We start from the raw sequence: 25084 nt of genomic DNA on the forward strand, positions 1-25084 counted from the left end.
AGTCAGCTGGTCCGGAACTGGGTGAAGAACCGCCAGACCTCGGCCGGCACCCAGGTGCGGGAGCCGCTGTCGCCGGGGGCGCCGTCCTGCGGGGCGGCGATGTGGCCCTCGTCGAACGCGGCCCAGGCGACCGGGTGCCCGGCGGAGCAGCCCGCGTACGTGGTGACGCGGTGCGAGAGGCTGCCCTGGACGGGCTCGGGCGGGTTCTGCGCGGTGCAGCCGTTGGTGCGGACGAACCGGTCGCGCAGCGTGCGCCCGCCGGAGATGCCGAGGACGTTGTCCCGCAGGCCGTGCACGCCGAGGTAGGCGATCGGCTGGGTGCCGCCGCTGCACCCGCTGAGCTGCCCGCCGCTCTGGACGGCGACGGCACGGAAGACCGTGGCGCGGGAGCAGGCCAGCGAGTACGACATGGCGGCGCCGTAGCTGAAGCCGAGGGCGAAGCGCTGGGTGGTGTCCACGCACAGGCCGTCCTCGACGCGCCGCAGGATGGCGTCGGTGAGGGCGACGTCCTCGCCGCCGGAGTTGGCCCACCCGTTGTTGAGGCCCTGGGGCGCGACGAAGATCGCGCTGTTGTTCGCGAGCCGCTGGAGCCCGTAGTAGGCCCAGGTGCCGGTCTCGACCGTGCGGCCGGTGGAGACGTCGGTGGAGGTCCCGCCCAGCCAGTGGAAGCCGAGGATCAGCCGGTAGGGGCGGTTGCGGTCGTAGCCGTCGGGGACTTTCAGGATGAAGGTGCGGTTCTTGCCGCCGCTCTGGATGGTGTACGTCCCGCTGTTCAGCGTGGGCGCTTTGCCGCACCCGGCGGTCGGGGCCGCTGCGGCGGCGGAGGCCGGGGCCGGGGCGCCCACGCCCAGCACGAGCAGCGCCGCCACGAGGACGGACCATAACGCGGAGCGTGTCCTGGTCATCGGGGAACTCCCGTCTGCGGAGGGAAGGTCGGGATACGGAGTCAACTGCGGGTCCACCGCTGGCTCGCTCGCCCGTCGCAGCTCCACAGCACCAGCGCGGTCCCCTCGGCGGTGCCGCTGCGGTCGGTGTCCAGGCACCGGCCCGCGTGGACGTTGCGCAGCGTCCCGTCGGACGAGGTGGTCCACTTCTGGTTGTCCTGGCCGTTGCAGGTCCAGGTGATGACACGGGTGCCGTCGGCGGTGCCCTGGTCGTAGGCGTCCAGGCACTTGTCGCCGAAGACCCGGACCTCGCCGCCCGCCCAGCTGGTCCACTGCCGGTCGGCGGCCGTCTCGCAGCCCCGGATCGCGGCGCCGGCCCCGGCGGCGGTGGAGGACCCGGTCACGCCCAGGCAGCGCCCCGACGCCGGGTGGCGCAGGAGCCCCGAGGTCGAGGCGAGGGGGGTGCCGCCGCTCACGCGGAACGCGGCGACGCCGTGCGCGGGGACGCTCGCCGACAGGGAGCCGGCCGAGGTGGCGCCGGTCCACAGGTCGGTGAGGGTGAACGGCCCGCCGGACAGGCCGATCTGGGCCGCCGTCGTACTGATCGTCGCGGTCGCGGACCCCCGGTTGAACAGCCCGACGGCCACCGACCCGTCGGCCAGGGGCTTGGCGAACACCTCGGTGTTCCCGTCGTCGCGCACCCGGCGTCCGCCCGCGCCGAGCGGGTCCTGGTCCACCGCGAGCAGCCGGGGGTTGCGCAGGATCGCGCTGACGTCGGCGGACATCGTACGGATGTCGTTGCCGGCCATGAGCGGGGCCGCCATCAGCGCCCACAGGGCGAAGTGGGAGCGGGACTCGGCGAGGGTGAGCCCGGGGCGGCCGACGACCAGCATGTCGGGGTCGTTCCAGTGGCCGGGGCCCGACTGGGCGGCCAGCGGGGCGTTGACGTCGAGGACGTTGCCGACGCCCATCGGGTAGCTGTTGGTGTTGCCGTTCTGCCAGATGTCGAGCAGGTCCTCGGTGGTCCGCCACAGGTCGGCGACCTGGCCCCAGTCGTAGGTGGAGCCGGTGATGGCGTGGAAGCTGTTGGGGTTGATGCTGTAGACGATGGGCCGGCCCGTGGCGCGCAGGGCGTCGCGCATGAGACCGAAGCGGGCGACCTGTTCGTCACGGGTGCCCTCGGAGGAACACCAGTCGTACTTCAGGTAGTCGACGCCCCAGGAGGCGAACGTGGCCGCGTCCTGCGCCTCGTGCCCCCTGCTGCCGGTCGACCCGGGGAAGCCGCCCGAGGTCTGGGCGCAGGTGCGGGTGCCGGGGACCTGGTAGATGCCGAACTTGAGGCCCTTGCCGTGGATGTAGTCGCCGAGCGCCTTCATCCCGCCGGGGAACTTCGTCGGATGGGCGCGCAGGGCGCCGGACGCGTCGCGCTGCGGGTCGAACCAGCAGTCGTCGACGACGACGTACCGGTACCCGGCGTCGCGCATCCCGGACGACACCATCGCGTCGGCGGCCTGGCGGACCTGCGCCTCGGTGACACCGCAGCCGAAGCTGTTCCAGCTGTTCCAGCCCAGCGGTGGGGTGAGCGCCGGGCTGCCGGGGGCGGCGGAGGCGGGGGAGGGAACCGTGGCCGCGACGGACAGGGGGAGAGCCAGAGCGGCGGCGGTGAGGAGACGGAGCAGTCGTCTGAGCACGGGGCTCCTTCCGGGAGCGTCAGACAGCGGAGGACTGACCTGTTCGGGCTGCTTGCGTCACGTATACGTCCGGTGCGGCACGTTCGAAATTTCGTGCCGATTTCGGATCGTTGGTGGGAGGGACTCTAGAGAGACTTCCGCCGGTGTCAACAGCGTCGCGGCGGCGGACTGGCCAACAGGGACGCTCTAAGGCGTGAATCGCAGGTCGGAGGCGCGAGGTGTGAACATCCCTACTTCGAAACATTTCGGTCTTGAGACCGAATCATGCGAGACATATTGACGGGATGTATGAGGCCCCCCATCATCCAGTTCTGTTCGACGCGTCGATTCGCTCTTCTCCACCGCGCGACCCAACCCCCCGCAACCGTCCGAGGAGAACCATGAATCCCCGTACGCGACAGCACGCCCTGCTGGGCACTGTCACCGCCGTCACCCTGCTGGCCGGCGGCACCGCCGCAGCCGCTTCCTCCCCCGGCATCAAGGCGTCCACGTTAGGCGCCCAAGCCGCCCAGTCCGGCCGGTACTTCGGCACCGCCGTCGCCTCGGGCCGTCTCGGCGACGGCACCTACACCGGCATCCTCAACCGGGAGTTCAACCAGGTCACCGCCGAGAACGAGATGAAGTGGGACACGGTCGAACCGTCCCGCGGCTCGTTCAACTTCGGCCCCGGCGACCGGATCGCGAGCCAGGCGTCCTCGCACGGACAGAAGCTGCGCGGCCACACCATGGTCTGGTACCAGCAGCTGCCCAACTGGGTCAAGTCGATCGGTGACGCCAACACCGTCCGCAGCGTGATGAACAACCACATCACGCAGCTCGCGAACCACTACAAGGGCCGCATCCACTCGTGGGACGTCGTCAACGAGGCGTTCGAGGACGGCGGCAGCGGCCGGCACCGCTCCTCGGTCTTCCAGGACCGGCTCGGCGACGGGTACATCGAGACCGCGTTCCGCACCGCCCGCAGCGCCGACCCGGCGGCCAAGCTCTGCTACAACGACTACAACATCGAGGACTGGAACGCGGCGAAGACGCAGGGCGTCTACCGCATGGTCCGCGACTTCAAGTCCCGTGGCGTGCCGATCGACTGCGTCGGCTTCCAAGCCCACTTCGGCGCGGGCGGCCCCCCGTCGAACTTCCAGACGACGCTCGCGAACTTCGCGGCGCTCGGCGTCGACGTGCAGATCACCGAGCTGGACATCGCGCAGGCCGGGACGAACGCGTACGCCAACGCCGTGCGGGCCTGCCTGAACGTCGCGCGCTGCAACGGGATCACCGTGTGGGGCATCCGGGACAGCGACTCGTGGCGCAGCGGCGAGAACCCGCTGCTGTTCAACTCGGGCGGCGGCAAGAAGGCCGCGTACAACTCGGTCCTGACGACGATGGGCGGCACGCCCTCCTGACCGGCTCCGTGGCGGGGGAGCGCACCCACTCCGTGGGAGCGCTCCCTCCGTCAGATCCGCCAGGAACGCAGCGTGTCCGCGACCGCGTATATGGTCAGCCGCGTCTCGCGGCACTTCCTGATCAGGTCGGACAGGGCCCCGTAGGGCGGGTTGATGCCCTCGCCGGACTGGTCCAGGTACTGGGTCGCCACGAACGCGGCGAAGAGGCTGTTGCGGTGGGGGAGCGGTTCGAGCCGCGTGATGGTGTGCAGCAGCGCGGCGGCCCGCCAGGCGGCATCGGGGTTGGACGCGGCCAGCGTCGGCATCCGCGTCCGGTGCCGGGCCACGGCCGCGACCAGGGCCGAGTAGTCGGTGACCGACACGTCGTCGGGGCCGAGCGCGGCCTCCTGGACGTCGAGCAGCCAGGAGACGTCGATGTACAGGGTCTCGCTCATCAGGCGGCAGCGGTCCCGTCTCCACGCTGCGAGGGCGGGATCTCGTCCGGGAACGCCTGGTCGAACTCCTCGCGCAGCTTCTCCGCCCACGACGCGGCGCCGGCCACGAACTGCTTGCGGCGCAGCTCCCGGACCCCGAGGTCGTGCAGGTACTGCTTGAGACTCTTGCCTTCCGCCGCGGCTGCCGCGCGGACGCCTTCCATTTCCTCGTCGGTGAAAGTCACGTTCAGTGAGGGCATACGTCGATGGTACCTAGTCGGTACCACGGCGCGCCAGCAAAGCCGCCCGCACCTCGCGCGGACTCGCCCCGAGCTCGCGGCGGCACGCCTTGTTGAACGCCTGGAGATCGGCGATGCCGACCGCGGCGGCGACGGCACCGATGGACAGCGTCGAGGACAGCAGGAGGTGACGGGCGCGCTGGAGGCGCCGGTGGCGGATGTACGCGACGACGGTACGGCCGGTCTCGGCACGGAACACCCGCGTCAGATGGGTGTGCGAGACCCCGACGGCGCGCGCCACCTCCGGCACGGACAGCGGCCCCGCGAGATGCTCCTCGACATGCGCCCGCGCGGCGGCGACGAAGGGATGCACCCGCCCGTCCCCCTCGCCCCCCGGCAGCTCCGCGACGCGCCACAGCGCCGCCCACACCTCGGCCGTGGCACGCGGGGGAGACGTCGGTACGGCCGTCATGGCACGCCGCAGCAGATCGGCCAGGCGCGGACTCTCGGCGCCGGCGTCCTGCATCACCGGCACCGTCCGCGCGCTCCCGCCCTCCGGCAGCCGCAGATGGACGTACAGGTGCTCCGACCGGCCCCGGTAGCGGAAGCGCACCTCGGTGTCCGGCGGCACCAGGCTGACGTGGCCGGGCCGGATGGCGTGCACCGACCGGCCCAGGGTCAGGGCGCCGTCGTAGTGGTAGAGGTGCAGCTGCCACAGGCCGGGCAGCCGGAACACGTCGTGCGCGGTGGCGACGCCGTGCACCCCGATCCCGGCGGCGACGACGGCGGGCGGCTCGTCGAGCCGGAGCGTCACATGGTCCACGAGGTCGGAAAAATACCAGCAGTCGACGATTAGAGCCCACGACCGGGGCGGTGGCCGTCCGTACGGTCGTCGTATGTCAACCAGCAAGCAACTCCTGACGTCGGTTCAGGTGGCGCGGTTCGTCGCGCGGGGATTCCTGCGGCTGGACGGGGTGGTGCCGCCCGGGATCAACGAACGCGCCGTCGCGGCCCTGGACGAGACCCTGCCCCCGGTCCCCTACGGCACCCCGCTCGCGCAGGCGTTCGCGCCGGACACCTTCGTCCACGACCTCCTCGCCCTGCCCGCCGTCGCGGGCGCCGTCGAGAGCCTGGTCGGCCCCGGCCCGACCGTCGACCACCAGGCCGTCCACGTGCGCGAGCCGCACGAGGGACAGGCGCAGCCCCTCCACGGGGACGCGATCATCGACGTACGGCCGGACGCCTTCGACATCCAGCTCATGTACTACCCGCACGAGGTGACCGCCGCCATGGGCGGCACCCTCAGCGTCCCCGGCAGCCATCTGCGCCGGATCAACGAGACGGACGTCGGCCGCGTCCAGAACCTCCGGGGCCAGACCCGGCTGACCTGCCCGGCCGGGACGGTCGTCCTCGTGCACCACGGCATCTGGCACAGCGGCCGGCGCAACGACACCGCGACCCGGCGCTACATGTACAAGCTCCGCCTCAACCCGACCGTGCCGCAGGTGCGGCTGTGGGACACCGCCGACCTCCACGACCCGGCGGTGACCGAGGAACTCGGCGCCCACCTCCCCTGGTACGAGCAGGCGACCGGCCGCCTGGAGATCTACAACCGGGTCCTGCTGTGGCGGGCCCTGACCGGCGACGACTCCTTCGACGTCGAGTACTGGGTCACCCGCGTCACCAACCGTCCCGCCCTCGGGAGCCACGCATGAGACAGCACGTCCTCGTCCTCTACCTCGCGACGTCCGCACTCGACTCCGACGTCGTCGGCTGGTCCCGCTACGACGGCACCGCCCGCACCCACCCCACGACCGGCGACAGCGACGAACCGCCCTACGCCACGGGACTCGCCGCCCTCCACGACGGCTGGCGCCTCTTCCAGGCGTCCCAACTGCTCCCGCCGCAGGCCGGGCACGAGTACGACGTCTCGTTCCTCAAGCACGAGTTCTTCTTCGAGAAACTGGAGGAGCTGGAGGAGCTGGAGGAGCCCGGGGAAGCGGGCAACGGCTGACTACAGGGCCTGCGGCAGGGGCTGCGAGCACCAGATCGTCTTGCCGTCGGCGCTGTGCCGGGTGCCCCAGCCCTGGGTGAGCTGGGCGACGAGCAGCAGACCCCGCCCCCCTTCGTCGAAGGCGCGCGCCCGGCGCAGGTGCGGAGCGGTGCTGCTGGCGTCGAAGACCTCGCAGATCAGCGAGGCGTCGCGGATCAGCCGCAGCCTGATCGGCGGCGCCCCGTACCGGATCGCGTTGGTGACCAGCTCGCTGACGACCAGTTCGGTGACGAACGCGGCCTCTTCAAGACCCCAGGACTCCAGCCGCTCGACGGCGAACTTGCGGACCAGGGGGACCTGCGAGGGGTCCGGCTCGACGTCCAGCGCGGCGACGTGGTGGCGGGCCAGCGCGCGGGTACGGGCGAGCAGCAGCGCGGCGTCGTCGGTGCGGCGCCCGGGGAGCAGGGCGTCGGTGAGCGTGTCGCACAGGGCGTCCAGGGAGACGGCCGCCGGGTCCAGGAGCCGTCCGAGGTCGGCGGCCCCCCGGTCGAGGTCGCGCTCGCGGCTCTCCACCAGCCCGTCGGTGTACAGGGCGAGCAGGCTGCCCTCGGGGAGTTCCAGCTCCGCCGACTCGAACGGCAGCCCACCGACCCCGAGCGGCGGACCGGGCTGCGCCGACACCGGGACCGCGCTGCCGTCCGGGGCGACGACCAGCGGCAGCGGGTGACCGGCGCTCGCCAGCGTGAAACGCCGGGAGACGGGGTCGTACACGGTGTACAGACAGGTGGCCCCCGACTCGCCCGCCGAGTGGAGGTCGTCGCCGAGGTGCAGGACGAGGTCGTCCAGGTGGGTCAGCAGCTCGTCCGGCGGCAGATCAACGTCGGCGAGCGTGCGGACGGCCGTCCGCAGCCGCCCCATGCTCGCCGAGGCGTGCAGGCCGTGGCCGACGACGTCCCCCACGACCAGGGCGACCCGCGCGCCGGACAGCGGGATGACGTCGAACCAGTCGCCGCCCACCTCCGTGTCGCTGCCGCTGGGCAGATAGCGGTACGCCGCCTCGACCGCCTCCTGGTCCGGCAGCCCGCTCGGCAGCAGCGTGCGCTGGAGCGTCAGCGCGGTCGCCCGCTCCCGCGCGTAGCGGCGGGCGTTGTCGATAGCGACGGCCGCCTTGGCGGCCAGCTCCTCGGCCAGGATCAGGTCGTCGGCGGTGAACGCCTCCGGCCGCTCCAGACGGGAGAAGACGACGACGCCGAGCAGCGCCCCGCGCGCCCGCAGCGGCACGGTGATCCGGCCGGTCAGCCCCTCCCCGGCGAGCGAGGGGTCGATCAGCGGGTTGCCCGGCGGCCAGTGCGCCGGGTCGGCGGCGAGGCCGGGACCGAACGCCCACTCGCCGCCCTGGCCGCCGTCGGCCGCGAGCTGCACGGTGGACGCGCCGGTGACCAGGCAGTTCGCCGCGATACTGCCGGGCGCGTGCTCGACCGGCCGCGCCGTCGGGTCGGTGCCCTCCTGCGCGCTGTGCCGGGCGGTCCGCACGAGCGCGATCCGCTCGCCGGGGGCGAACGCCGAGGGGGGTTCCTCACCGTGCAGCACCTCGGCGAAGAGGTCCACGGTGACGAGGTCCACGAACCCCGGCACCGGGGCCTTCGCCAGCTCCAGCGCGGTGCCGGTGACGTCGAGCGTGCGGCCGATGCCGGCGCTCGCCTCGTTCAGGAGCAGCAGCCGCTGCCGGGCCCAGTACTCGGCACTCATGTCGAAGCCCCAGTTGGCGACGGCGAGGATCCGGCCGTCGTCGTCCCGCACGGGCCACATGCTGGTCGCCCACGCGTTGGCGTAGTCGCTGCCGAGCGGCTGGAAGACGGTGATCAGCCGCCTGGGTTCACCCGTCCGTGCCACCTCGGCCAGCCCGTCGGTGTACGCCTTGCCCTCCAGCTCCGGGAACAGCTCCCGGTACTTCTCGCCGCGCACCTGCTCCTCGGAGTGCGCCATCACCCGGCACGCGGAGGCGTTCACCCACAGGAACCGCAGGTCGGGGTCGTAGACGCCGAGCGCGAAGGGGCACTGCTCGAAGGCCCGGTCCGCGATCACCGGGCGGCGCCCCCAGAGCTGCGCGGTCACCGCGTGGCCCAGCGTCCGCCCGTCGGGGCCGGCCAGCGGGTGGGCCGTCAGCACGGCGTCCACCGTCGAGCCGTCCCGGTGCCGCAGCGCGAGGGGGCTCGGGCCGAGGCGCCCGGGGAAACCCGGAGGCGGGGGAGCGGCCAGCAGTCCGGTCACGGGGCGGCCGACGAGGTCCTCGGCCGTCCACCCCAGCAGCAGCGTGCCGCCCTCGCTCCAGCCGCTGACCACGCCGTCCGGGTCCACCACGACGACGGCCGTGGGCGCGTCCTGCATGCCGGTCGTCTCCACGCGCTACGCCTCCGTGCGAACAACGGTGCCCGTCAGGGCCGGATCCAGCGGTTGACCTCAGCGTAGATCGGACCTCGCGCCGGGGCGCTTCGGCCGGTATACCGTGCCGGTGACCGTCGTACCGGACTTCCGCACCTGGTAGACGACCTTCGCGCCGCTGTAGAAGTGGAAGGTCAGTGTCGCCGGGTCGTTCTCGCGCAGGGACGCCAGGAACTCGGGGGTGAGGACGATCCGGCCGTTCGGGTAGTCCGGCGAGAACGCCTTGTTGAACTCCTGGTACGGCGTCCAGTCGGTCGGGCCCGCGTTGCCGCCGTCGGCGTACCGGGCCTCCATGGTCGCCAGCTCCTCGCCCCGGTACCGGGCGGGGACCGCGAACGCGTCGGTCGTTCCGGTGGCGCCGGACAGCACCGGGGTGTCGTTCGTGACGACGTCGATCCGCCAGGGCAGACCCCGCGAGAACCGGGCCTGGAGCGTCGCGTTCACCCCGTAGGCACGGTCGCCGGCCAGCCGGGTCAGCGCCCCGGCGGTCAGGACGAGCCGCTGCCCGCTGCGGGTGTAGTCACGCCCCTCGACGAGCCGGGCCGAGCCGTGCCACAGGCCCAGGAACGCGGTCCCGTTCAGGTTCAGGGTCAGCTCCTTCGCCGTGATGGGGGACGACTTCGGCACGTACACCTTGTCGAAGGACGCGGTCCCCGACCGGGTGGTCCAGGCCGACCTGATCCACGCGAACAGGGCCGGGTCGCGCCAGGTCAGGGTGGTGCGGTCCAGGTAGGCGAAGGGGTCCCACAGGGCGGTGGTGACCTTGCTGGTGCGGGCCGTGTACGCCAGGTGCTCGAAGTACTTCAGTGCCTCACCGCGCTCGACGCGCGAGGGGTGGAAGTGGTCGGGCCAGCTCAGGAGGCCGTACTCGCCGAGGTAGACCGGGATGCCCCGGGAGACGAAGACGTCCCGCATCCGGGCGAAGGCGTCGTCCAGGTCCTTGCGCGCGGTGTCGTCGTAGAGGGTGCCTCCGGCGACGTTCACGCTGAACGGGTACCAGCTGTAGTAGTGCACGGTTGCGATCAGCGCCGGGTCGTTCAGCGCCCGGATGGTCGTGTACAGGTCGTCCATGAGGTTCTGGCCCGGGGTGCCGGCCTCGGTGGGCAGCATCAGCAGACGGTTCGCGTTCCCGCCGCCGGAAGCGCGGACGATCCGGTGGAAGGACCGGTTCAGCTCGTCGAGGAGCTGCGTCTTCTGGCCGGCCGTGGCGTTCTCGAAGACCGGCTCGTTGACGCTCTCGAAGAGCAGGCTGCGCGGCTCGTCGCGGAACGCCGCCGCGATCTGCGTCCAGGTCGCGTCGTAGCGGGCCCGTACCCCGTCGTGGTCGGACGGCATCCTGCTGATCCACTGCCACGAGTCGTGGTGGACGTTGATCAGGGCGTACAGCCCCTCCGCCAGCGCCCAGTCGGTGACCTGCTTGACGCGTGCCAGGTAGTCGGCGGCGATGGTGTACGGCGCGGTCGCCGACTGGTGGTCGGACCAGGTCACCGGGATCCGGACGCTGCGGAAGCCCTCGGCGCGGATGGCCCGCAGCAGTTCCCGGGTGGCCTTCGGGTTCCCCCAGGACGTTTCGTCCGGGATGGCGTCCAGGGTGTTGCCGAGGTTCCAGCTCGGCTGCATCGCGGCGACGGCGTCCATGGCGCGGGCCGGGACACGGACGGGGTGCGCCGTCGCCGTACGGTCCGGGGCGGCGGCCGAGGCGCCGGCGGCGAGGCCCAGCAGGACGGCGAGAACCGTCAGCAGGCCGGCGAGGCGGCGTATGCCGTGGGCGAGGTGACGTCTGAACTGTGCGGTGTTCACGTGCGGTCCCTCTCGGTCGGTCGTACGCGGCAGGCGGAGTTCAGGGCGCGCGCAGCACCACGCAGCCGCCGGGCGGCAGTTCGCGCGCGGTGGCGTCGGCCAGCAGGTCGTGGGCCGGGTGGGGGAGGGGTACGGCGGCGCCGGTGTGGTTGATCAGGAAGTGCCAGCTACGGCCGTCCGCCGCGTGCCGGGTGACGCTCTCCACCCCGGCGGGCAGCCCCGGTACGTCGGGCCCCACCCCCGTCCCCGCCAGCAGCCGGGCGACGAGGGCGCCGTAGCCGGTGTCGTCGAGGCGGGTGGAGAGGTACCAGCCCTCACCCGCGCCGAAGCGGTGCCGGGTCACCGCGGGGGAGCCGGCGAGCGGGCCGCCGGTGTACGCGGCGACCGGGTCGGCGCCCTCCGTGCGCAGGGACTCGCTCCACCCCGTGCCGTACGTCCCGTCGGACAGGGCGGCGCGCTCCTCGCGGCGCAGTGGACGGTACTCCTCGACCCGGATGCCCAGCGCCTCGCGCAGCGGCGCGGCCGGGTAGCCGCCGAGGCGGGCGTGCAGCCGTTCGTCGGTGAACCCGGCCGCGTGGTGCACGAGCAGGGTCCCGCCGCCGGCGACGTACCGGCGCAGGTTCTCGGCGCCCGCGTCGGACAGCAGGAACAGCGCCGGGGCCACGAGGAACGCGTAGGGCAGCGACTCCTGCTCGGGGTGGGCGAAGTCGGCCGTGACCCCGGCGTCCCACAGCGCGCGGTGGGCGCGCCGCAGTTCCGCGTGGTAGCGCAGGTCCGCCGACGGCAGCCCGTCCCCGTCCAGCGCCCACCAGGCGTCGGAGTCGTGCAGGACCGCCGCCCGCGCCCGCACCGTCGAGCCCGCCAGCTCGCCGAGCCGGGCGACGGCCTCGCCGGCCGCCGTCACCTCCCGGAAGATACGGCTGTCCGCGCCCGCGTGCGGGACCATCGCCGAGTGCCAGGTCTCGGCGCCGGCCCGGGACTGGCGCCACTGGAAGAACAGGGCGCCCTCCGAACCGCGCGCGATGTGCCCCAGGGAGTGCCGCAGGATGTCGCCCGGCTGCTTGGCGAGGACCCGGTCCCCGGCGTACACGGTGTTCGTGCCCTGCTCCATCAGCAGCCAGGGCCGGCCGCCGCCGAAGGAGCGGGTCCGGTCGGCGGTGAAGGCGGTGTCGGCGGCGGCGCCGAGGCCGGGGGAGTCCGGGTAGAAATCGACGGTGACGAGGTCGACCTCGCGGCCCATCGCCCACGGGTCGAGGTTCTGGTACGAGGGGAGCATCAGGTTCGTCGTCACCGGCCGGTCGCTGTGCGCGCGGATCGCGTCCCGCTGCTCGCGGAAGGCGGCCATCACCTCGTCCGACCAGAAGCGCCGGAAGTCCAGCGCCTGCCCCGGGTTCTTGTGCCACTGCGTGGCGCGCGGCGGGAGCACCTCCTCCCAGGCGCCGTAGCGCTGGCTCCAGAACGCCGTCCCCCACGCCTCGTTGACGGCGTCCAGCGTGCCGTACCGCTCCCGCAGCCAGCGCCGGAACGCGACCGCCGTGTGGTCGCACCAGCACAGCGTCACGTACTCGTTGTGCACGTGCCACAGCGCGAGCGCCGGGTGGTTGCCGTACCGCTCGGCGAGCGCCGAGGCGATGCGCCGGGCCGCGTCCCGGTAGGCGGGCGCGATGAGGCAGTACGTGTCGCGGCTGCCGTGCGTGAGGCGGGTTCCGTCGGGGCCGACGGGCAGCGCGTCGGGGTGGGCCAGGGTGAACCAGGGCGGCGGGGAGGCGGTCGGGGTGGCGAGGTCGACCGCCACGCCGTTCGTGTGCAGCCGCTCGATGTGGCCGTCCAGCCACGCGAAGTCGTAACGGCCCTCGGCGGGTTCGAGCAGCGCCCAGGAGAACACGCCGACCGTGGCCAGATTGACCCTCGCCCGCCGCATGAGGACGTCGTCCTCCTTCCACACCGGCTCGTCCCACTGCTCGGGGTTGTAGTCCCCGCCGAAGGCGAGGCCGCCCAGGTGGTCGGTGACACTGCGGATGGTCATGGCGGCCCTTCCCATGGACGAGTGCCGAAGCGGCTGTCGAAGCGCTTCACCTAACTGGGGAAGGTAACGAGGTGTTTCGCGCGAAACAAGAGCTTGAAAGCGAAGAAAGTTTCTCCTGGCCCGGTGATTGACAGGCTGTCAGTGGGGGTGCCTGTGTCGATGCGCTTCGACAATCATTCTGAGGGGGCGGTTGTGGTGGTGCGTGGTGAGGGGCCTGCGGCGGTGACGATCGCCTGTGGGGCGTGGAGATCGTCCGAGGCGTGGAATAGGCGGCGCGCAGGAACGGGATCGGGGTCCTCGCCCCGGAGTTCGGGTTCCAGGACGACGCGACGGGTCCCCGACCCCGGCCTGATGGTCAAGGCGCAGCTCACCTGGGAGCACGGGTACGCCGCCGCGCGGGAGTTGTTGTCGCGCCCGGCGAAGCTGGTCAGCGCGGCTGGGAGGTGCCGGTGGTCACCGGTCGGGCGGCCGGTTCGTCGTCCCGGGCCCGTTACATCTCCGCGAGTTCGTCGGGCCCCCTTGTGGGTGGCCGGTGCGTGGTCCCCGGCCCGTCACATCTCCACGGGCCCGTCAGCCCCCCTGGTGGACGGCCGGTTCGTCGTCTCCGGTCCGCCGCACCCCCGCGAGCCCGTCACACCCCCTCGTGGACAACCGGTTCGTTCGCCGTCCACCAAGCCGCGATCTGGGCCGGACATGTGAAGCCCAGCTTCGTCAGCACGCTCTGGAGGTGGCCCTCGACCGTTCGGGGCGAGCGGCCGAGGGCCAGGGAGATCTGGCGGCTGTCCAGGCCCCTCGCCACGTGCGCCGCGACCTCACGCTCCTTGCGGGTCAGCGCCGGGGGCGTGGGGGCGTCGCCGAGCGCTAGGGCGACGGCTCGCCGGGGTGTGTCGTACCGGCCGCCCTCCGCGAGCGCCTCGGCGTACGCGTCCGGACCGAGCTCGGCGACGATCGCCTCCTCGCAGCGCGCGCGGGGTTCGGCGAAGTGCCCGGCGCAGGTGGAGCCCAGCTCCCTGGCCAGCGGCCCCAGCGCGCCCAGCAGCAGGGCCGCGCGCCGGTGCTCGCCGAGCGCGGCCGAACCCCAGGCCAGCACCTCCAGGGCCATCGCGACCCCCGCGTGGTCGTGGAAGCCCCGGTGGATCTCCAGCGCGGTGCGCAGCACGGCGGTGCTCTCCTCGGCGCTGCCCCGCAGCCAGGCGTCGTACCCGAGCACCCACAGCGCGTAGGCGCGGGTCAGCCGCTCGCCGTGCGCGTCGGCCGTGGCCACCGCGCGCCGCGCGGTCCGCACCGACGCGGGGTCACCGAGATACATCTGCGCCAGCGCCAGCTGGAACAGCCAGCGCAGCGCCGACGGCTCCCCTTCCAGCTCCGACTGGACGGCCACCGCGCCCTCGAAGAGGGGTACGGCGTCGTGCGGCCGTCCCCGGTACAGCGCCAGCGTGCCGCGCTCACCGCGCACGTACGCCCGCAGCAGCGGGTCACCGAGCAACTCGCCCAGCATGTCCGCCTCGTCGAGACGGTGTTCGGCGGTGTCGAGGTCCCCCTGGATCTGGGCCACCCAGGCGGCGGTCCACAGCGCGGCGGCCCGCGCCGGCGTCGGCTCGGGCGCGTCGGCGAGCGCCTGGTCGAGCCGCCGGCGCCCCTCGCCGACGAAACCGTTGCAGCACCAGTGGAAGCCCAGCGCAGCCGCCAACTCCAGCCGGGCCTGACCGCCATCGGCACTGGCACTGGCACCGGCGCCCGCACCGGCGTCAGCACCCGCACCGGCACTCGCACCGGCGCCCGCGCCCGCATCAACACCCGCGCCCACACCGGCATTCACGCTCGCACCGGCACCCGCACCCCCCTCCAGCGCCGCCAGCACATTCCCATGCTCCGCCCGCAGCCGCGCCAACGCCCGCTCCTGGCCGGGACCGAACCACCCGGCAGCGGTCCGCCGGGCCAGCGTGAGGAAGAAGTCTCGGTGGCGCCGCGCCGTCCGACCCCGCTCACCGAGACCCGCGAGCCGTTCCTGCCCGTACGCGCGCAGCGCCTCCAGCATCCGGTAGCGCGGCCCGGCGTCCCCCTCCTCGACCAGTACCACGGACTGCGACACGAGCTGGTCGAGCAGGTCCACCACCTCCCAGCGGGAGACGCCCTCCCCGCCACACACCTCCTCCACCGCCTCCAGCGTGAAGCCGCCCGCGAAGACCGACAGCCGGCTCCACAGCGCCCGCTCGGCCGGCGTGCACAGCTCGTGGCTCCAGTCGATCGCCGCGCGCAGCGCGGGCCGCCCGGGGGACAGCAGCGCGAAGCGGTCCTCAAGACCGGCCGCCACCTCCGCCACGCCCAGCGTCCGCAGCCGCGACGCGGCCAGCTCGATCGCCAGCGGCAGCCCGTCCAGACCGGCGCACAGCCGGGCGACCTCCGCCCCGTCCGCCTCCCCGACCCGGTGGTCCGCGCCGATCTCCCCGGCGCGCACCCGCAGCAGTTCGGCCGACTCCGCCGGGGACAGCGGCGCGAGCGCGTACACGCACTCGCCCGTGACGTCCAGCGTCCGGCGGCTCGTCGCCAGGATCCGCAGCCCGGGACAGGCGAGCAGGAGCGCGCTGACCAGCTCGGCGCAGGCGTCGACCAGGTGCTCGCAGTTGTCGAGGACCAGCAGCGCGCGCCGTCCGGCCAGATACCCGGTGAGCTGGTCCAGCGCGGGCCGCAGCCCCAGGTCCGGCAGCCCCAGGGCGACGGCGGTCGCGGTCGCCACCCCCGCTCCCGACCGGACGGGGGCGAGCGGAACCAGCCACACCCCGTCCGGCGCGCACCCGCCGAGGCCGGCGGTCGCCGCGAGCGCCAGCCGGGTCTTGCCGATGCCACCCGCTCCGGTCACCGTCAGCAGCCGCGCACTCCGTACGGTCCGGCGGACGTCCGCCAGCGCCTGTTCCCGGCCCACGAAGGCCGTGGCCGCCGAGGGCGGTACCTGCGCGCGCACCGTCGTCATCTCCACCCTCCGTGGGTCGACGTGTCCGCTGCGCGCGGTGCGCCGGCGGGGGCCGGAAAGCCCGGGGCCACTCTGCGCGACAGAGGACGATCACAGATGACGAGGGGGAAAACATTCGGTCAAAACGTGGCATTTACCGACGTGCGGAGAGAGTCCCCGCCGGTCGGCGGGCCGCCTCCCCCCGACCGGCGGATGGCCGGCCGGCCGGCGTCCGCGGGAAGTTGAGCGGGTGACCGAGATCGACAGCGCCGGCAAGGCGCCCTTACCCCCACCCGCACCCGAGCCCGCCACGACGACGCCCCCCACGGCGTCGACCGCGCGGCTCGTCGGTGTGGACCTCGCCCGCGCCCTGGCCGTGTTCGGGATGTTCGCCGTGCACGTCGGCCCCTTCCCCCCACCCGACGGCGGCGTCGGCGGCTGGTTCCTGGAGCTGGCCGGCGGCCGGGCCTCCGCCCTGTTCGCCACCCTCGCCGGATTCTCGCTGATGCTCATCGCCGGCCGCCGCGAACCCAAGACCGGCCTGGCCGGACGGCAGGCGAGAGCCCGGATCGTCATCCGCGCCGCGATCCTGCTCGTGGTGGGCAGCGCCCTCGCCATGACCAACTTCGGCGGCGCCGGCATCCTCAACTTCTACGCCCTGTATTTCCTGCTGGCGCTCCCCCTGCTGAAACTGCGGGCCAGGACCCTCGCCACGATCGCCGTCACCCTCGCGGTCGTCACCCCCCAACTCGCGTTCGCCCTGCGCGCCCTGCTCACCGAGTCCGCCGTCCGCACGATCGACAGTTACGACCCCCTGGCCCGCATCAGCGGCGTCGGCGTCCTGGACCTCGTGCTCACCGGCCTCTACCCGGCGATCACCTGGATGACGTTCGTCGTCACCGGCATGACCCTCGGCAGGCTCGACCTCGCCTCCGGGACAGTACGGCGACGGCTCGCCGCGACCGGCGCCGCGATGATCGCGTTCGGGTACGGCGTCGCGTGGCTGCTGCTGCGCGTGACCGGCGGCGCCCAGCACCTCACCGGCGCAGGGCCCAAGCCCGAGGACCTGACGAGTGCGTCGCCGTCCTTCGACATGCCCGTCGGCAGCGACCTGTGGCACAACGCCTGGGGACTGATCGCGGCCGAACCGCACAGCGGCTCCACGCTCGACCTCATCGGCAGCCTCGGCATCGCGATCACCGTGATCCTGGGCGCGACGCTGGCGATGGAGCGCCTGGACTGGCTGCGCAGACTGGCGACCCCGGTCATCGCCGTCGGCACCATGTCCCTCACTCTGTACGTCGGCCACATCCTGGTCATCCTCGCCCTGCCCGGCGAGTCGGCCACCCCGCCGCAGTCAGCCTCCACCGCGCTGCTGCTCTCGTTCATCGCCGGAGCCACCCTGTTCGCCGGGCTGTGGTCCCGCTTCTTCAGCCGAGGTCCCCTGGAGCATCTCCTGAACCTCGCCACCAAACGGGCCGGCTCCCTCCGCTGAGCCCGGCCGGAAGGCTCCCCCGCGGCGAAGGGGGAGCCTTCCGTTTGCCCGTGCGGGGAGCCTTGACCTTGCAGGACCGCGTCGTTACCTTGCGACTGATCCGCCACGTGGACACCGTTCAGCATGTCGAACAACATCGGTGTCTCTCCAGCCGTGTGGCCCATCTCCCCGAGGAGGAGACATGGCACACCGAGCACCCACCCGCAGAACCGTCCTGACGACACTGAGCGCCCTGCCCGTACTCACCGTCGCGGGAACCTCCGGCGCCGAGGCCCGGACCATCACCGCGACCGCCGTCATCAACCCTTCCGTCACCCGCCAGACCGTCCGGGGCTTCGGCGGCATGACCCACACCGCCTGGATCGGCGACCTCACGGCGGCCCAGCGCGACACCGCCTTCGGCACCGGCGACGGACGGCTCGGCTTCTCCCTGCTGCGGGTCCCCATCCCCGAGGACCGGGCGGCCTGGAGCCGCGACCTCGCGACGGCCCAGCGCGCGACCGCCCTCGGCGCCTCCGTCATCGCCTCCCCGTGGAACCCGCCCACATCCATGTCCGAGACGTTCGTCCGCGGCACCCAGACCGACGCCCGGCGCCTCAGGTACGACATGTACGCCGCCTACGCCCAGCACCTCAACGACTTCACCGTCTACTACCGCAACAACGGCGTGAACCTGTACGGCATCTCGGTGCAGAACGAGCCCGACTACGCCCACGACTGGACCTGGTGGACCCCCGCCGAAATGGTCCGCTTCCTGCGCGAGAACGCCGGTGCGATCAGTACGCGGGTCATCGCCCCGGAGTCCTTCCAGTACCTGAAGAACATGTCCGACCCGATCCTCAACGACCCGGTGGCCCTCGCCAACGCGGACATCATCGGCGCCCACCTCTACGGCACCTCGGTCGCGAACTTCCCCTACCCCCTCTTCAAACAGAAGGGCGCGGGCAAGGAACTCTGGATGACCGAGGTCTACTACCCCAACAGCTCCGACTCCGCGGACCTCTGGCCCCAGGCCCTCGACGTGGGGGAGCACATCCACCACGCCATGGTGGACGCCGAGTTCCAGGCGTACATCTGGTGGTACATCCGGCGCGGCTACGGCCCGATGCGCGAGGACGGCCAGATCAGCAAACGCGGCGCCGCGATGGCCCACTTCGCGCGGTTCGTGCGCCCCGGCTACGTACGGGTCGACGCGACGGCGAACCCCGCGACGAACCTGTACGTCTCGGCGTACCGGGGCGGCGGCTCGACGGTCGTCGTCGCCGTCAACAAGGCGGCCGGCGCGGTGACCCAGCAGTTCACACTGGTGAACAGCGCTCCGTCGACGGTCGCGTCCTGGCTGACGGACGCGACCAGGAACGTCGCCTCCCAGGGGACGGCGAACGTGTCGAACGGCTCCTTCACGACGACGCTGCCGGCGCGCAGCGCGACGACGTTCGTCCTGCGCTGAACCGGAACGGCCGACGGCCTGCTCGTACCGGAGCAGGCCGGACGGGTCGTAGCGGCGCTTGACGGCGACCAGGCGGTCGTAGTCGGGGCCGTAGTAGGCGCGCCGCCAGTCGCGCAGGCCGGGGTCGGGGAAGTTCACGCAGGCCGCGTCCGTGGACAGGCGGCGGAGCATGCGGTGGGCGGCGCGGGTACGCCGTCTCGTCGGGACGCGGCGCGCCGCTGTCGCCGCCCATCGCGAACAGGGTGACGTAACCGGTGGCCCGGTCGGCGACGGCGGCGACCGTGTCGGACGTGGGCCAGTGGCCGGGGACGAGCGACTTGGAGGCGTACGCGTCCTTCCCGCCGACCGGCTCCATCAGATAGTCCTGCGCCGACCAGAACCCGCGCTCCTCGACGAACACCCGCGCCGGCCGCAGCCGCAGCAGCGGGTTGACGCCGAAGTTGCCGCCCGCCCCGCCCCGGCAGGCCCAGAACAGGTCGGCGTTCTCGTCGGGGGTCGCCCTTCCGGTGCCCAGCCCGATCAGGCTTCCGGCGGTCACGGTGGCCAGTACGCGGCGTCGGTCCATCCTGCCCGAAAGAGTGAAAGTGCCGGTGGAACGGCGTGTCGCGGGCAGCGGGTTGGGCACGCTTCGCCTTCCGGAGACCGGCACGGCGAGCAGGGAGCGGATGTGGAGCGGCGACAGGAACGAACTCCGTTACCCCACCGGATGCGTTACCTGTTCGACAGGACCCTCGCGCGCAGCACCGCCACCCTGCTCGGCTGGCTCGCCCTGAGCTGCCTCGCGGTCGTCGTCCCCGCCAGCGCCCTGCTGGTGTGGACCGACCCCGACGCCCCGCACTCCCTGTCCGGCCGGCTCCTCCAGGTGGGGCGCACCAGCGCGGAGACCCTGCGGCTCGGCGCCGCGACCGGGGCGCCGCTGCGGATGCTGCTGTCCGTGCTGCTCGGGCTGATCGCGCTGCTGGTCGTGTCGACGGTCATCGGCGTCGTCACCACCGGCCTCGGTGACCAGCTCACGGAGCTGAGACGAGGCCGCTCCCGGGTCCTGGAGCAGGGCCACACCGTGGTCCTCGGCTGGTCCGACCAGATCTTTCCGCTGGTCACCGAGTTGATCGCCGCCCGCCCCGCCGGCGTCCGGCACGTCGTCACCGTCCTCGCGGACCGGGACCCGGCCGCCATGGAGAGGGCCCTCACCGGCGCCGTGGGGCCGAGGGCCGGTGTCCGCCTCGAATGCCGGTCCGGATCACCGGCCGACCCCGACGCCCTCGCCCTCGTCATGCCGGGCACCGCGCGGACGGTGACCGTGCTGCCCGCCGAGGACGCCGACGGCGACCTCACCGTCGTACGGACCCTGCTGGCCCTGCGTACCCTGCTCCCCGCCGGACGCGGGCCGCGTGTCGTGGCCGCCGTGCACGACGGGCGGCACCTGCCCGCCGCGCGGCTCGCCGCCGGGCCGCGCGGGACCGTGCTGGAGACCGACCTCACCACCGCGCGGCTGCTCCTCCAGTCCGCCGGGCGCCCCGGGATGCCGGCGGTGCTGCGGGACCTCCTGGACTTCGCCGGGGCCGAGTTCCACGTCAGCGACGTCCCGGAGGTGGCCGGGCTGTCCTTCGAGGACGTGGCGCTGCGGCTGGAGACGTCCTGCGCCGTGGGGGTGCTGCGGGCGGACGGCGGGCTGCTGCTCACGCCGGCGCCGGAGACCGTGCTCGGGCCGGGGGACCGGCTCGTGACCGTCGCCCACGACGACAGCCCCGTACCCCTCGCCGACCACCGCGCCGACGTCGACGCCTCGGCCGTCGTTCCGCCCCGGCCCCGGTCCGACCCGCCCGTACGGCTGCTGCTCCTCGGCTGGAACCGCCGGGCCCCGCTGCTGCTGGACATCCTGCGCCGGACCGGCACGCTCGTCGACGTCGTCGCGGACCGCGCGCCGACGGGCGTCGCCCACCGGACCGCCGACCCCGCCGCGCCCGAGACGTACGACGACCTCGACCTCACTGCGTACGACCGTGTCATCGCCCTCGGCGCGGACGAACGCTCCGACGACCGGACGCTGCTCACCCTGCTGATCCTGCGCTCCCTGGAGACGCGCCGGGCACTGCCCGTGGTGGCCGAGATGCGCGACCACAGCAGCCGACGGATCGCCCCGCTCGGGCCCGCCTCCGACGTCGTCCTGAGAGGGGAACTCACCGCCCTCCTCATGGCCCAGATCGTGCACAACCCCGAACTGGCCGCCGTGTTCGAGGAGATCTTCGCCGTACGGGGCGGCGCGCTGGCCCTGCACCCGGCGGATCACTACGTGCCGGCCGGGCGGGAGGCGTCCTTCGCGACCGTGGTGGCGGCGGGGCTTCGGCGCGGGGAGTGCGTGATCGGGTACCGGGCGCATGATCCGTACGCCGTCCGGCTGTGCCCCGGGAAGTCCGAGCGGCGGGTGTGGGGCGGTGGGGACGAGGTTCTGGTGCTGACGGCGGGTGTCGGGCACCGTGTTCTGCCGGGGATGCGTTCGGCACGCGGGGGAGGGGACTGAGTACCTCCGGGGCCCTTCCCCTGGACCCCGCGCCCGGTCCTGGCGTGCGGAACCCGGTGGCCGACGCCGGGGAAACGTGGTTATCGTGCGCGGGTGTCGTACCAACTTGACGCCGTCGTAGGTGATTTCGACCGCCTCAGGGACTGGGCCGGAGGAACGCCGGGGGTGATGGTCGCTCCGTTGAGGCGGCGCATGGGGCTGATTCCTGGTGTGTCCGATCTGCCGGGAGCGCTCCGTGATCTCTCGTGGAGTGGACCCGTGGCCCACGTACAGGCGGACTTCTGGGGCGGTGACGGTGAGCAGACCGCCGTCGTATGGCGGGGCGGGGTGCGGGAATGGGGGCCGGTGCACACCTCGGACTTCAGCGGTCCCTGGCAGGACTGGCCCATCAACGCGGCGCTCGCCCGGCTCGGTGTGACCCCGGCCGGCCCGGATCGCGACCTGTTCATGGACGTCGGCCTCGGGCGAGGGCGGGACGAGGACGACTGGCACCGGGCCGCGCTGGACGCGGACGGCGCCGCCGACTACGACGAGTGGCACGCGCGCGACCAGGCCGAGGAACGCGCTGCGGCCGAAAGAGCCGGCCGTGAACGGCTGTCCGGCATTCCTGTACCCCTCGACGGCAAGGACATCATCGCCCTGCTCGGCCTGCCCCCTGGCCGGCACGTAGGCGCGGCCGTCCGCCACCTCCAGCAACTCCACCTCGACCACGGCCCCCAGACCCGCGAGGAAGCCGAAGCCGCGCTGCGGGCCTGGGCAGGTGCCGGCGGCGACCGCAGTCGGTCAGACTGAGTCACGGCCCCCGTCGTGGAGCAGAGCGGAGGTCCGTCGCTTTGTGCTAGCGTCAGACGTTTGCTGTGTCCCCGCCGCGCCTTCCTCGGTTCGGTTTCCTTGGAGGAAGGCTTTCTGTGAGTGACGCGCCGGTCGTGAGCTTCGCCGATCTTGGACTGCCCGGCGAGATCCTGCGGGTGCTCGACGAGCACGGTGTGCGCAAGCCCTTCCCTATTCAGGCGGCGGCGCTGCCGGATGCGCTCGCGGGACGGGACGTGCTGGGGCGAGGGCGTACGGGGTCCGGGAAGACGCTCGCCTTCGGGCTCGCGATGCTGGCTCGTACGGCAGGGCGGCGCGCGCAGGGCAAGGAGCCGCTGGGGCTCGTGCTGGTGCCGACCAGGGAGCTGGCGCAGCAGGTCGGCGAGGCGCTCACGCCGTACGCCGAGGCGCTCGGGCTGCGGATCGCGACCGTGCTGGGCGGGCTGTCCGTCGGACGGCAGGCCGCCGCGCTGCGGGACGGCGCCGAGATCGTCGTCGCCACCCCCGGGCGGCTGCACGACCTCGTCGGGCGCAAGGGATGCCGCCTCGGACGGGTCGGCATCACCGTGCTGGACGAGGCCGACCAGATGTGCGACCTGGGGTTCCTGCCGCAGGTCACCGAACTCCTCGACCAGGTACGTCCCGACGGCCAGCGGATGCTGTTCTCGGCCACGCTCGACGGGGACGTCGACCAGCTGGTGCGCGACTACCTCCGCAACCCCGCCGAGCACTCCGTGGACCCCTCGTCGAACGCGGTCCCGGCGATCGGGCACCACCTCCTCGTCGTCCACGGCCCCGACCGGTACGCCGTGACCACCGAGATCACCGCACGCGACGGCCGCGTCCTGCTGTTCCTGGACACCAAGCACAGCGTCGACCTCCTCACCAAGCACCTGCGGGCCAACGGCGTCGCCGCCGCCGCGCTGCACAGCGGGAAGTCCCAGCCGCAGCGCAGCCGCACCCTCGACCAGTTCAAGAACGGCCAGGTCACCGCGCTGGTCGCGACGAACGTCGCCGCGCGCGGACTGCACGTCGACGACCTCGACCTCATCGTCAACGTCGACCCGGCCACCGACCCCAAGGACTACCTGCACCGCGCGGGACGCACCGCCCGCGCCGGCCGCTCCGGAACCGTCGTCACCCTCGCCCTGTCGGGGCAGCGCCGCGAGGCGGCCCAGGTCATGACGGACGCCGGGATCACCCCCACGGTCACCAAAGTCCGTTCCGGCGAGGCCCAGTTGAGCCGGATCACCGGCGCGAAGGCCCCCTCTGGGAAGCCCCTGGACGGCGGCCCGCGCCCCAAGAACATCAACGCCCCCTTCCGGGGCATCGGCACCACCAAGGACACGAAGAGCGGCAGGCCGTCCCGCAAGACGAGCGAGGCCCGCAAACTCGCGGAGGCCCGCGAGGCGGCCCGGGTACGACGCGGGGGCTGAACGCCCACGTACGGCCGTGAGGCGGGCGCTGTGCGATTCGACGCGCGGGTCAGCAGTTCTTGATCTTCCGGACCGGGCCCCAGTCCCACACACGGGCGCACCGGCGGGCGTACGGGCAGTCGTAGGTGCCGCTGGATGCATACCGGACGCGTTCGGCGCGCTGCGCGGTCGCGGCCGGCGCGACATTCGACGGAGACACAAACAAGACGACCGGTTGGCCGAACTGCCGCTTTATATACGCCCCTTGAGTCCCGGTAGCCTCATGCGTACCCAGTAGCGCACACCCCCCACCCCAGGCTGCGTACCGGCGTGGACGACACCCTTCCCCTGTCCTGTTCCGGGTGAACTCCCCCTGTTCGCCGCCTCCAGGAGGAGCACGGTGAAAGTTCGCACCAGAAGCTCGGCGATCGTCGGCACGCTCGCCCTCGTCGCCTCCCTCGCCCTGACCACGGCATCGGCCGACGAACAGGCGGCGGCGAAGGTCGCCCTCACGGCCGTAGCCACCGCCCAGAGCCCCGTGGCCGGCACAGCGGGCCCCGGCGGCACGGTCTGGATCGCCGAACGGGCCGGAAAAGTAAGGGTGTTGACCCCGAGCGGACTCGGCACCCCCGTCCTCGACATCTCCGGCGACACCACCAACGACGGCGAACGCGGCCTGCTCGGCCTCGCGTTCGACAACGACTTCACGCACCTCTACGTCTCGTACACGAACCGTCAGGGCACCAGCACCATCGACGAGTTCGCCGTACAGGACGGCTTGCCCCAGCCGAGCACCCGGCGCACCGTCATCACCCAGACCCAGCCCTTCGCGAACCACAACGGCGGTGACATCGCGTTCGGCCCCGACGGCTACCTGTACATCGCCTTCGGCGACGGCGGCTCGGCCGGCGACCCGCAGGGCAACGGGCAGAAGCTGAACACCCTCCTCGGCAAGCTGCTGCGGATCGACCCGAAGGGCGCGAAGCCGTACGCGATCCCGCGCGACAACCCGTTCGTCGGCACCCCGGGCGCCAAGGGCGAGATCTGGTCGTACGGGCTGCGCAACCCCTGGCGGTTCTCCTTCGACAAGGCCACCCACGACGTGCTGATCGGGGACGTCGGCCAGAGCGCCTGGGAGGAGATCGACTGGGCCCCGGCGAGCAGCAAGGGCGGTGAGAACTACGGCTGGTCCCAGATGGAGGGCAACCACCCCTACCGGGGCGGCGTCGAACCCGCGAACCACGTCCGGCCGGTCCACGAGTACGGCCGCACCGGCGGGGGCTGCTCGGTCACCGGCGGATACGTCTACCGCGGCAAGGCCGTCACCGGCCTCCAGGGCCAGTACGTCTTCAGCGACTACTGCGACGGCACCCTGCGCACCCTGGAGATCACCAACGGCCGGGTGACCGGCGTGAACGACCTCGGCGTCGACGGCGGCAGCGTCGTCGGGTTCGCCCAGGCGGGCGACGGCGAACTCTACGTCCTCGACCTCGCCGGCACGGTCTCGCGCATCGACCCGGCCTGACGGACACCGGTCGCGTGGACGGCGGTCGGC

16 protein-coding genes and 3 pseudogenes are annotated in these 25084 nt (G+C 72.7%); 9 read left to right on the top strand and 10 right to left on the bottom strand.

Translation table 11 applies throughout. The features are described 5' to 3' along the window. Positions 1 to 5: 5 nt before the first annotated feature. Together J8M50_RS47805 and J8M50_RS47810 are read right to left on the bottom strand one after the other, a co-directional pair. A pseudogene (locus J8M50_RS47805) lies at positions 6 to 905 on the bottom strand (CE1 family esterase); the annotation flags it as partial. A gap of 41 nt (positions 906 to 946) precedes the next feature. Next, positions 947 to 2575, bottom strand: coding sequence for a glycoside hydrolase family 27 protein (locus J8M50_RS47810; RefSeq protein WP_010359593.1), 1629 nt, complete (start codon positions 2573 to 2575; stop codon positions 947 to 949). 380 nt (positions 2576 to 2955) lie between these two features. Between J8M50_RS47810 and J8M50_RS47815 the strand changes: the two are divergent. Beyond that, positions 2956 to 3972 (top strand): annotated as a pseudogene (locus J8M50_RS47815) (glycoside hydrolase family 10 protein); the annotation flags it as partial. A gap of 53 nt (positions 3973 to 4025) precedes the next feature. Here the strand turns inward: J8M50_RS47815 and J8M50_RS47820 are convergent. Genes J8M50_RS47820 through J8M50_RS47830 form a run of 3 tightly spaced genes read right to left on the bottom strand, consistent with a single transcriptional unit; the run spans position 4026 to position 5441 of the window. Further along, positions 4026 to 4409 carry a hypothetical protein gene (locus J8M50_RS47820; protein ID WP_010359595.1) on the bottom strand — a complete coding sequence of 128 codons (384 nt, stop codon included), beginning with the start codon at positions 4407 to 4409 and terminating at the stop codon, positions 4026 to 4028. Further along, complete coding sequence (locus J8M50_RS47825) at positions 4409 to 4648, bottom strand: hypothetical protein (RefSeq protein ID WP_010359597.1); 240 nt, start codon at positions 4646 to 4648, stop codon at positions 4409 to 4411. Before J8M50_RS47825 ends, J8M50_RS47820 begins: the two co-directional genes overlap by 1 nt. Before the next feature lie 13 nt (positions 4649 to 4661). Then, a complete protein-coding gene (locus J8M50_RS47830) occupies positions 4662 to 5441 on the bottom strand; it encodes an AraC family transcriptional regulator (RefSeq protein WP_010359599.1) in 780 nt (259 codons plus the stop codon). Between the two features lie 82 nt (positions 5442 to 5523). Between J8M50_RS47830 and J8M50_RS47835 the strand changes: the two genes are divergently transcribed. Further along, positions 5524 to 6342: a phytanoyl-CoA dioxygenase family protein gene (locus J8M50_RS47835; RefSeq protein ID WP_029184570.1), complete on the top strand. Its 819-nt coding sequence runs from the start codon at positions 5524 to 5526 to the stop codon at positions 6340 to 6342. Next, positions 6339 to 6641: a hypothetical protein gene (locus J8M50_RS47840; RefSeq protein ID WP_010359601.1), complete on the top strand. Its 303-nt coding sequence runs from the start codon at positions 6339 to 6341 to the stop codon at positions 6639 to 6641. Before J8M50_RS47835 ends, J8M50_RS47840 begins: the two co-directional genes overlap by 4 nt. Here the strand turns inward: J8M50_RS47840 and J8M50_RS47845 are convergent, their stop codons facing one another. From J8M50_RS47845 to J8M50_RS47860, 4 genes are all read right to left on the bottom strand, one after another. After that, positions 6642 to 9008: a SpoIIE family protein phosphatase gene (locus J8M50_RS47845; protein ID WP_223786499.1), complete on the bottom strand. Its 2367-nt coding sequence runs from the start codon at positions 9006 to 9008 to the stop codon at positions 6642 to 6644. It lies immediately after the preceding gene. A 72-nt stretch (positions 9009 to 9080) separates the two neighbouring features. Continuing rightward, positions 9081 to 10862 (bottom strand): cellulase family glycosylhydrolase, encoded by a 1782-nt coding sequence (locus tag J8M50_RS47850; RefSeq protein ID WP_010361019.1) that lies wholly within the window; start codon positions 10860 to 10862, stop codon positions 9081 to 9083. A gap of 40 nt (positions 10863 to 10902) precedes the next feature. Continuing rightward, the gene (locus tag J8M50_RS47855) at positions 10903 to 12888 is read right to left on the bottom strand and encodes a beta-galactosidase (protein WP_010361018.1); all 1986 of its coding nucleotides are present in this window, start codon (positions 12886 to 12888) and stop codon (positions 10903 to 10905) included. Between the two features lie 631 nt (positions 12889 to 13519). Further along, entirely contained in the window at positions 13520 to 15859 is a 2340-nt protein-coding gene (locus J8M50_RS47860) for an ATP-binding protein (RefSeq protein ID WP_010361017.1), read from the bottom strand. Between the two features lie 229 nt (positions 15860 to 16088). On the opposite strand from J8M50_RS47860, the gene J8M50_RS47865 reads away from it, so the two are divergent. Then, positions 16089 to 17333: a DUF418 domain-containing protein gene (locus J8M50_RS47865; protein WP_010361016.1), complete on the top strand. Its 1245-nt coding sequence runs from the start codon at positions 16089 to 16091 to the stop codon at positions 17331 to 17333. A 181-nt stretch (positions 17334 to 17514) separates the two neighbouring features. After that, on the top strand, positions 17515 to 18783 hold the full coding sequence (xynC, locus tag J8M50_RS47870) for a glucuronoarabinoxylan endo-1,4-beta-xylanase XynC (RefSeq protein WP_029184749.1): 1269 nt from the start codon (positions 17515 to 17517) through the stop codon (positions 18781 to 18783). Between the two features lie 72 nt (positions 18784 to 18855). On the opposite strand, the pseudogene J8M50_RS49590 reads toward xynC, so the two are convergent. Further along, positions 18856 to 18954 (bottom strand): annotated as a pseudogene (locus tag J8M50_RS49590) (BBE domain-containing protein); the annotation flags it as partial. A gap of 535 nt (positions 18955 to 19489) precedes the next feature. Between J8M50_RS49590 and J8M50_RS47880 the strand changes: the two are divergent. The 4 genes from J8M50_RS47880 (at position 19490) to J8M50_RS47895 (ending at position 25054) form a co-directional block, all read left to right on the top strand. Then, positions 19490 to 21304 carry a CASTOR/POLLUX-related putative ion channel gene (locus J8M50_RS47880; protein ID WP_010361011.1) on the top strand — a complete coding sequence of 605 codons (1815 nt, stop codon included), beginning with the start codon at positions 19490 to 19492 and terminating at the stop codon, positions 21302 to 21304. A 258-nt stretch (positions 21305 to 21562) separates the two neighbouring features. Next, positions 21563 to 22096: a hypothetical protein gene (locus tag J8M50_RS47885; RefSeq protein ID WP_010361009.1), complete on the top strand. Its 534-nt coding sequence runs from the start codon at positions 21563 to 21565 to the stop codon at positions 22094 to 22096. 116 nt (positions 22097 to 22212) lie between these two features. Then, positions 22213 to 23550 (top strand): DEAD/DEAH box helicase, encoded by a 1338-nt coding sequence (locus J8M50_RS47890; protein ID WP_010361008.1) that lies wholly within the window; start codon positions 22213 to 22215, stop codon positions 23548 to 23550. 379 nt (positions 23551 to 23929) lie between these two features. Beyond that, positions 23930 to 25054, top strand: a complete 1125-nt coding sequence (locus J8M50_RS47895; RefSeq protein ID WP_010361007.1) for a PQQ-dependent sugar dehydrogenase — start codon at positions 23930 to 23932, stop codon at positions 25052 to 25054. Positions 25055 to 25084 lie beyond the last annotated feature (30 nt).

This window comes from Streptomyces acidiscabies (assembly GCF_020010905.1).
GTDB classification, from domain to species: domain Bacteria; phylum Actinomycetota; class Actinomycetes; order Streptomycetales; family Streptomycetaceae; genus Streptomyces; species Streptomyces acidiscabies.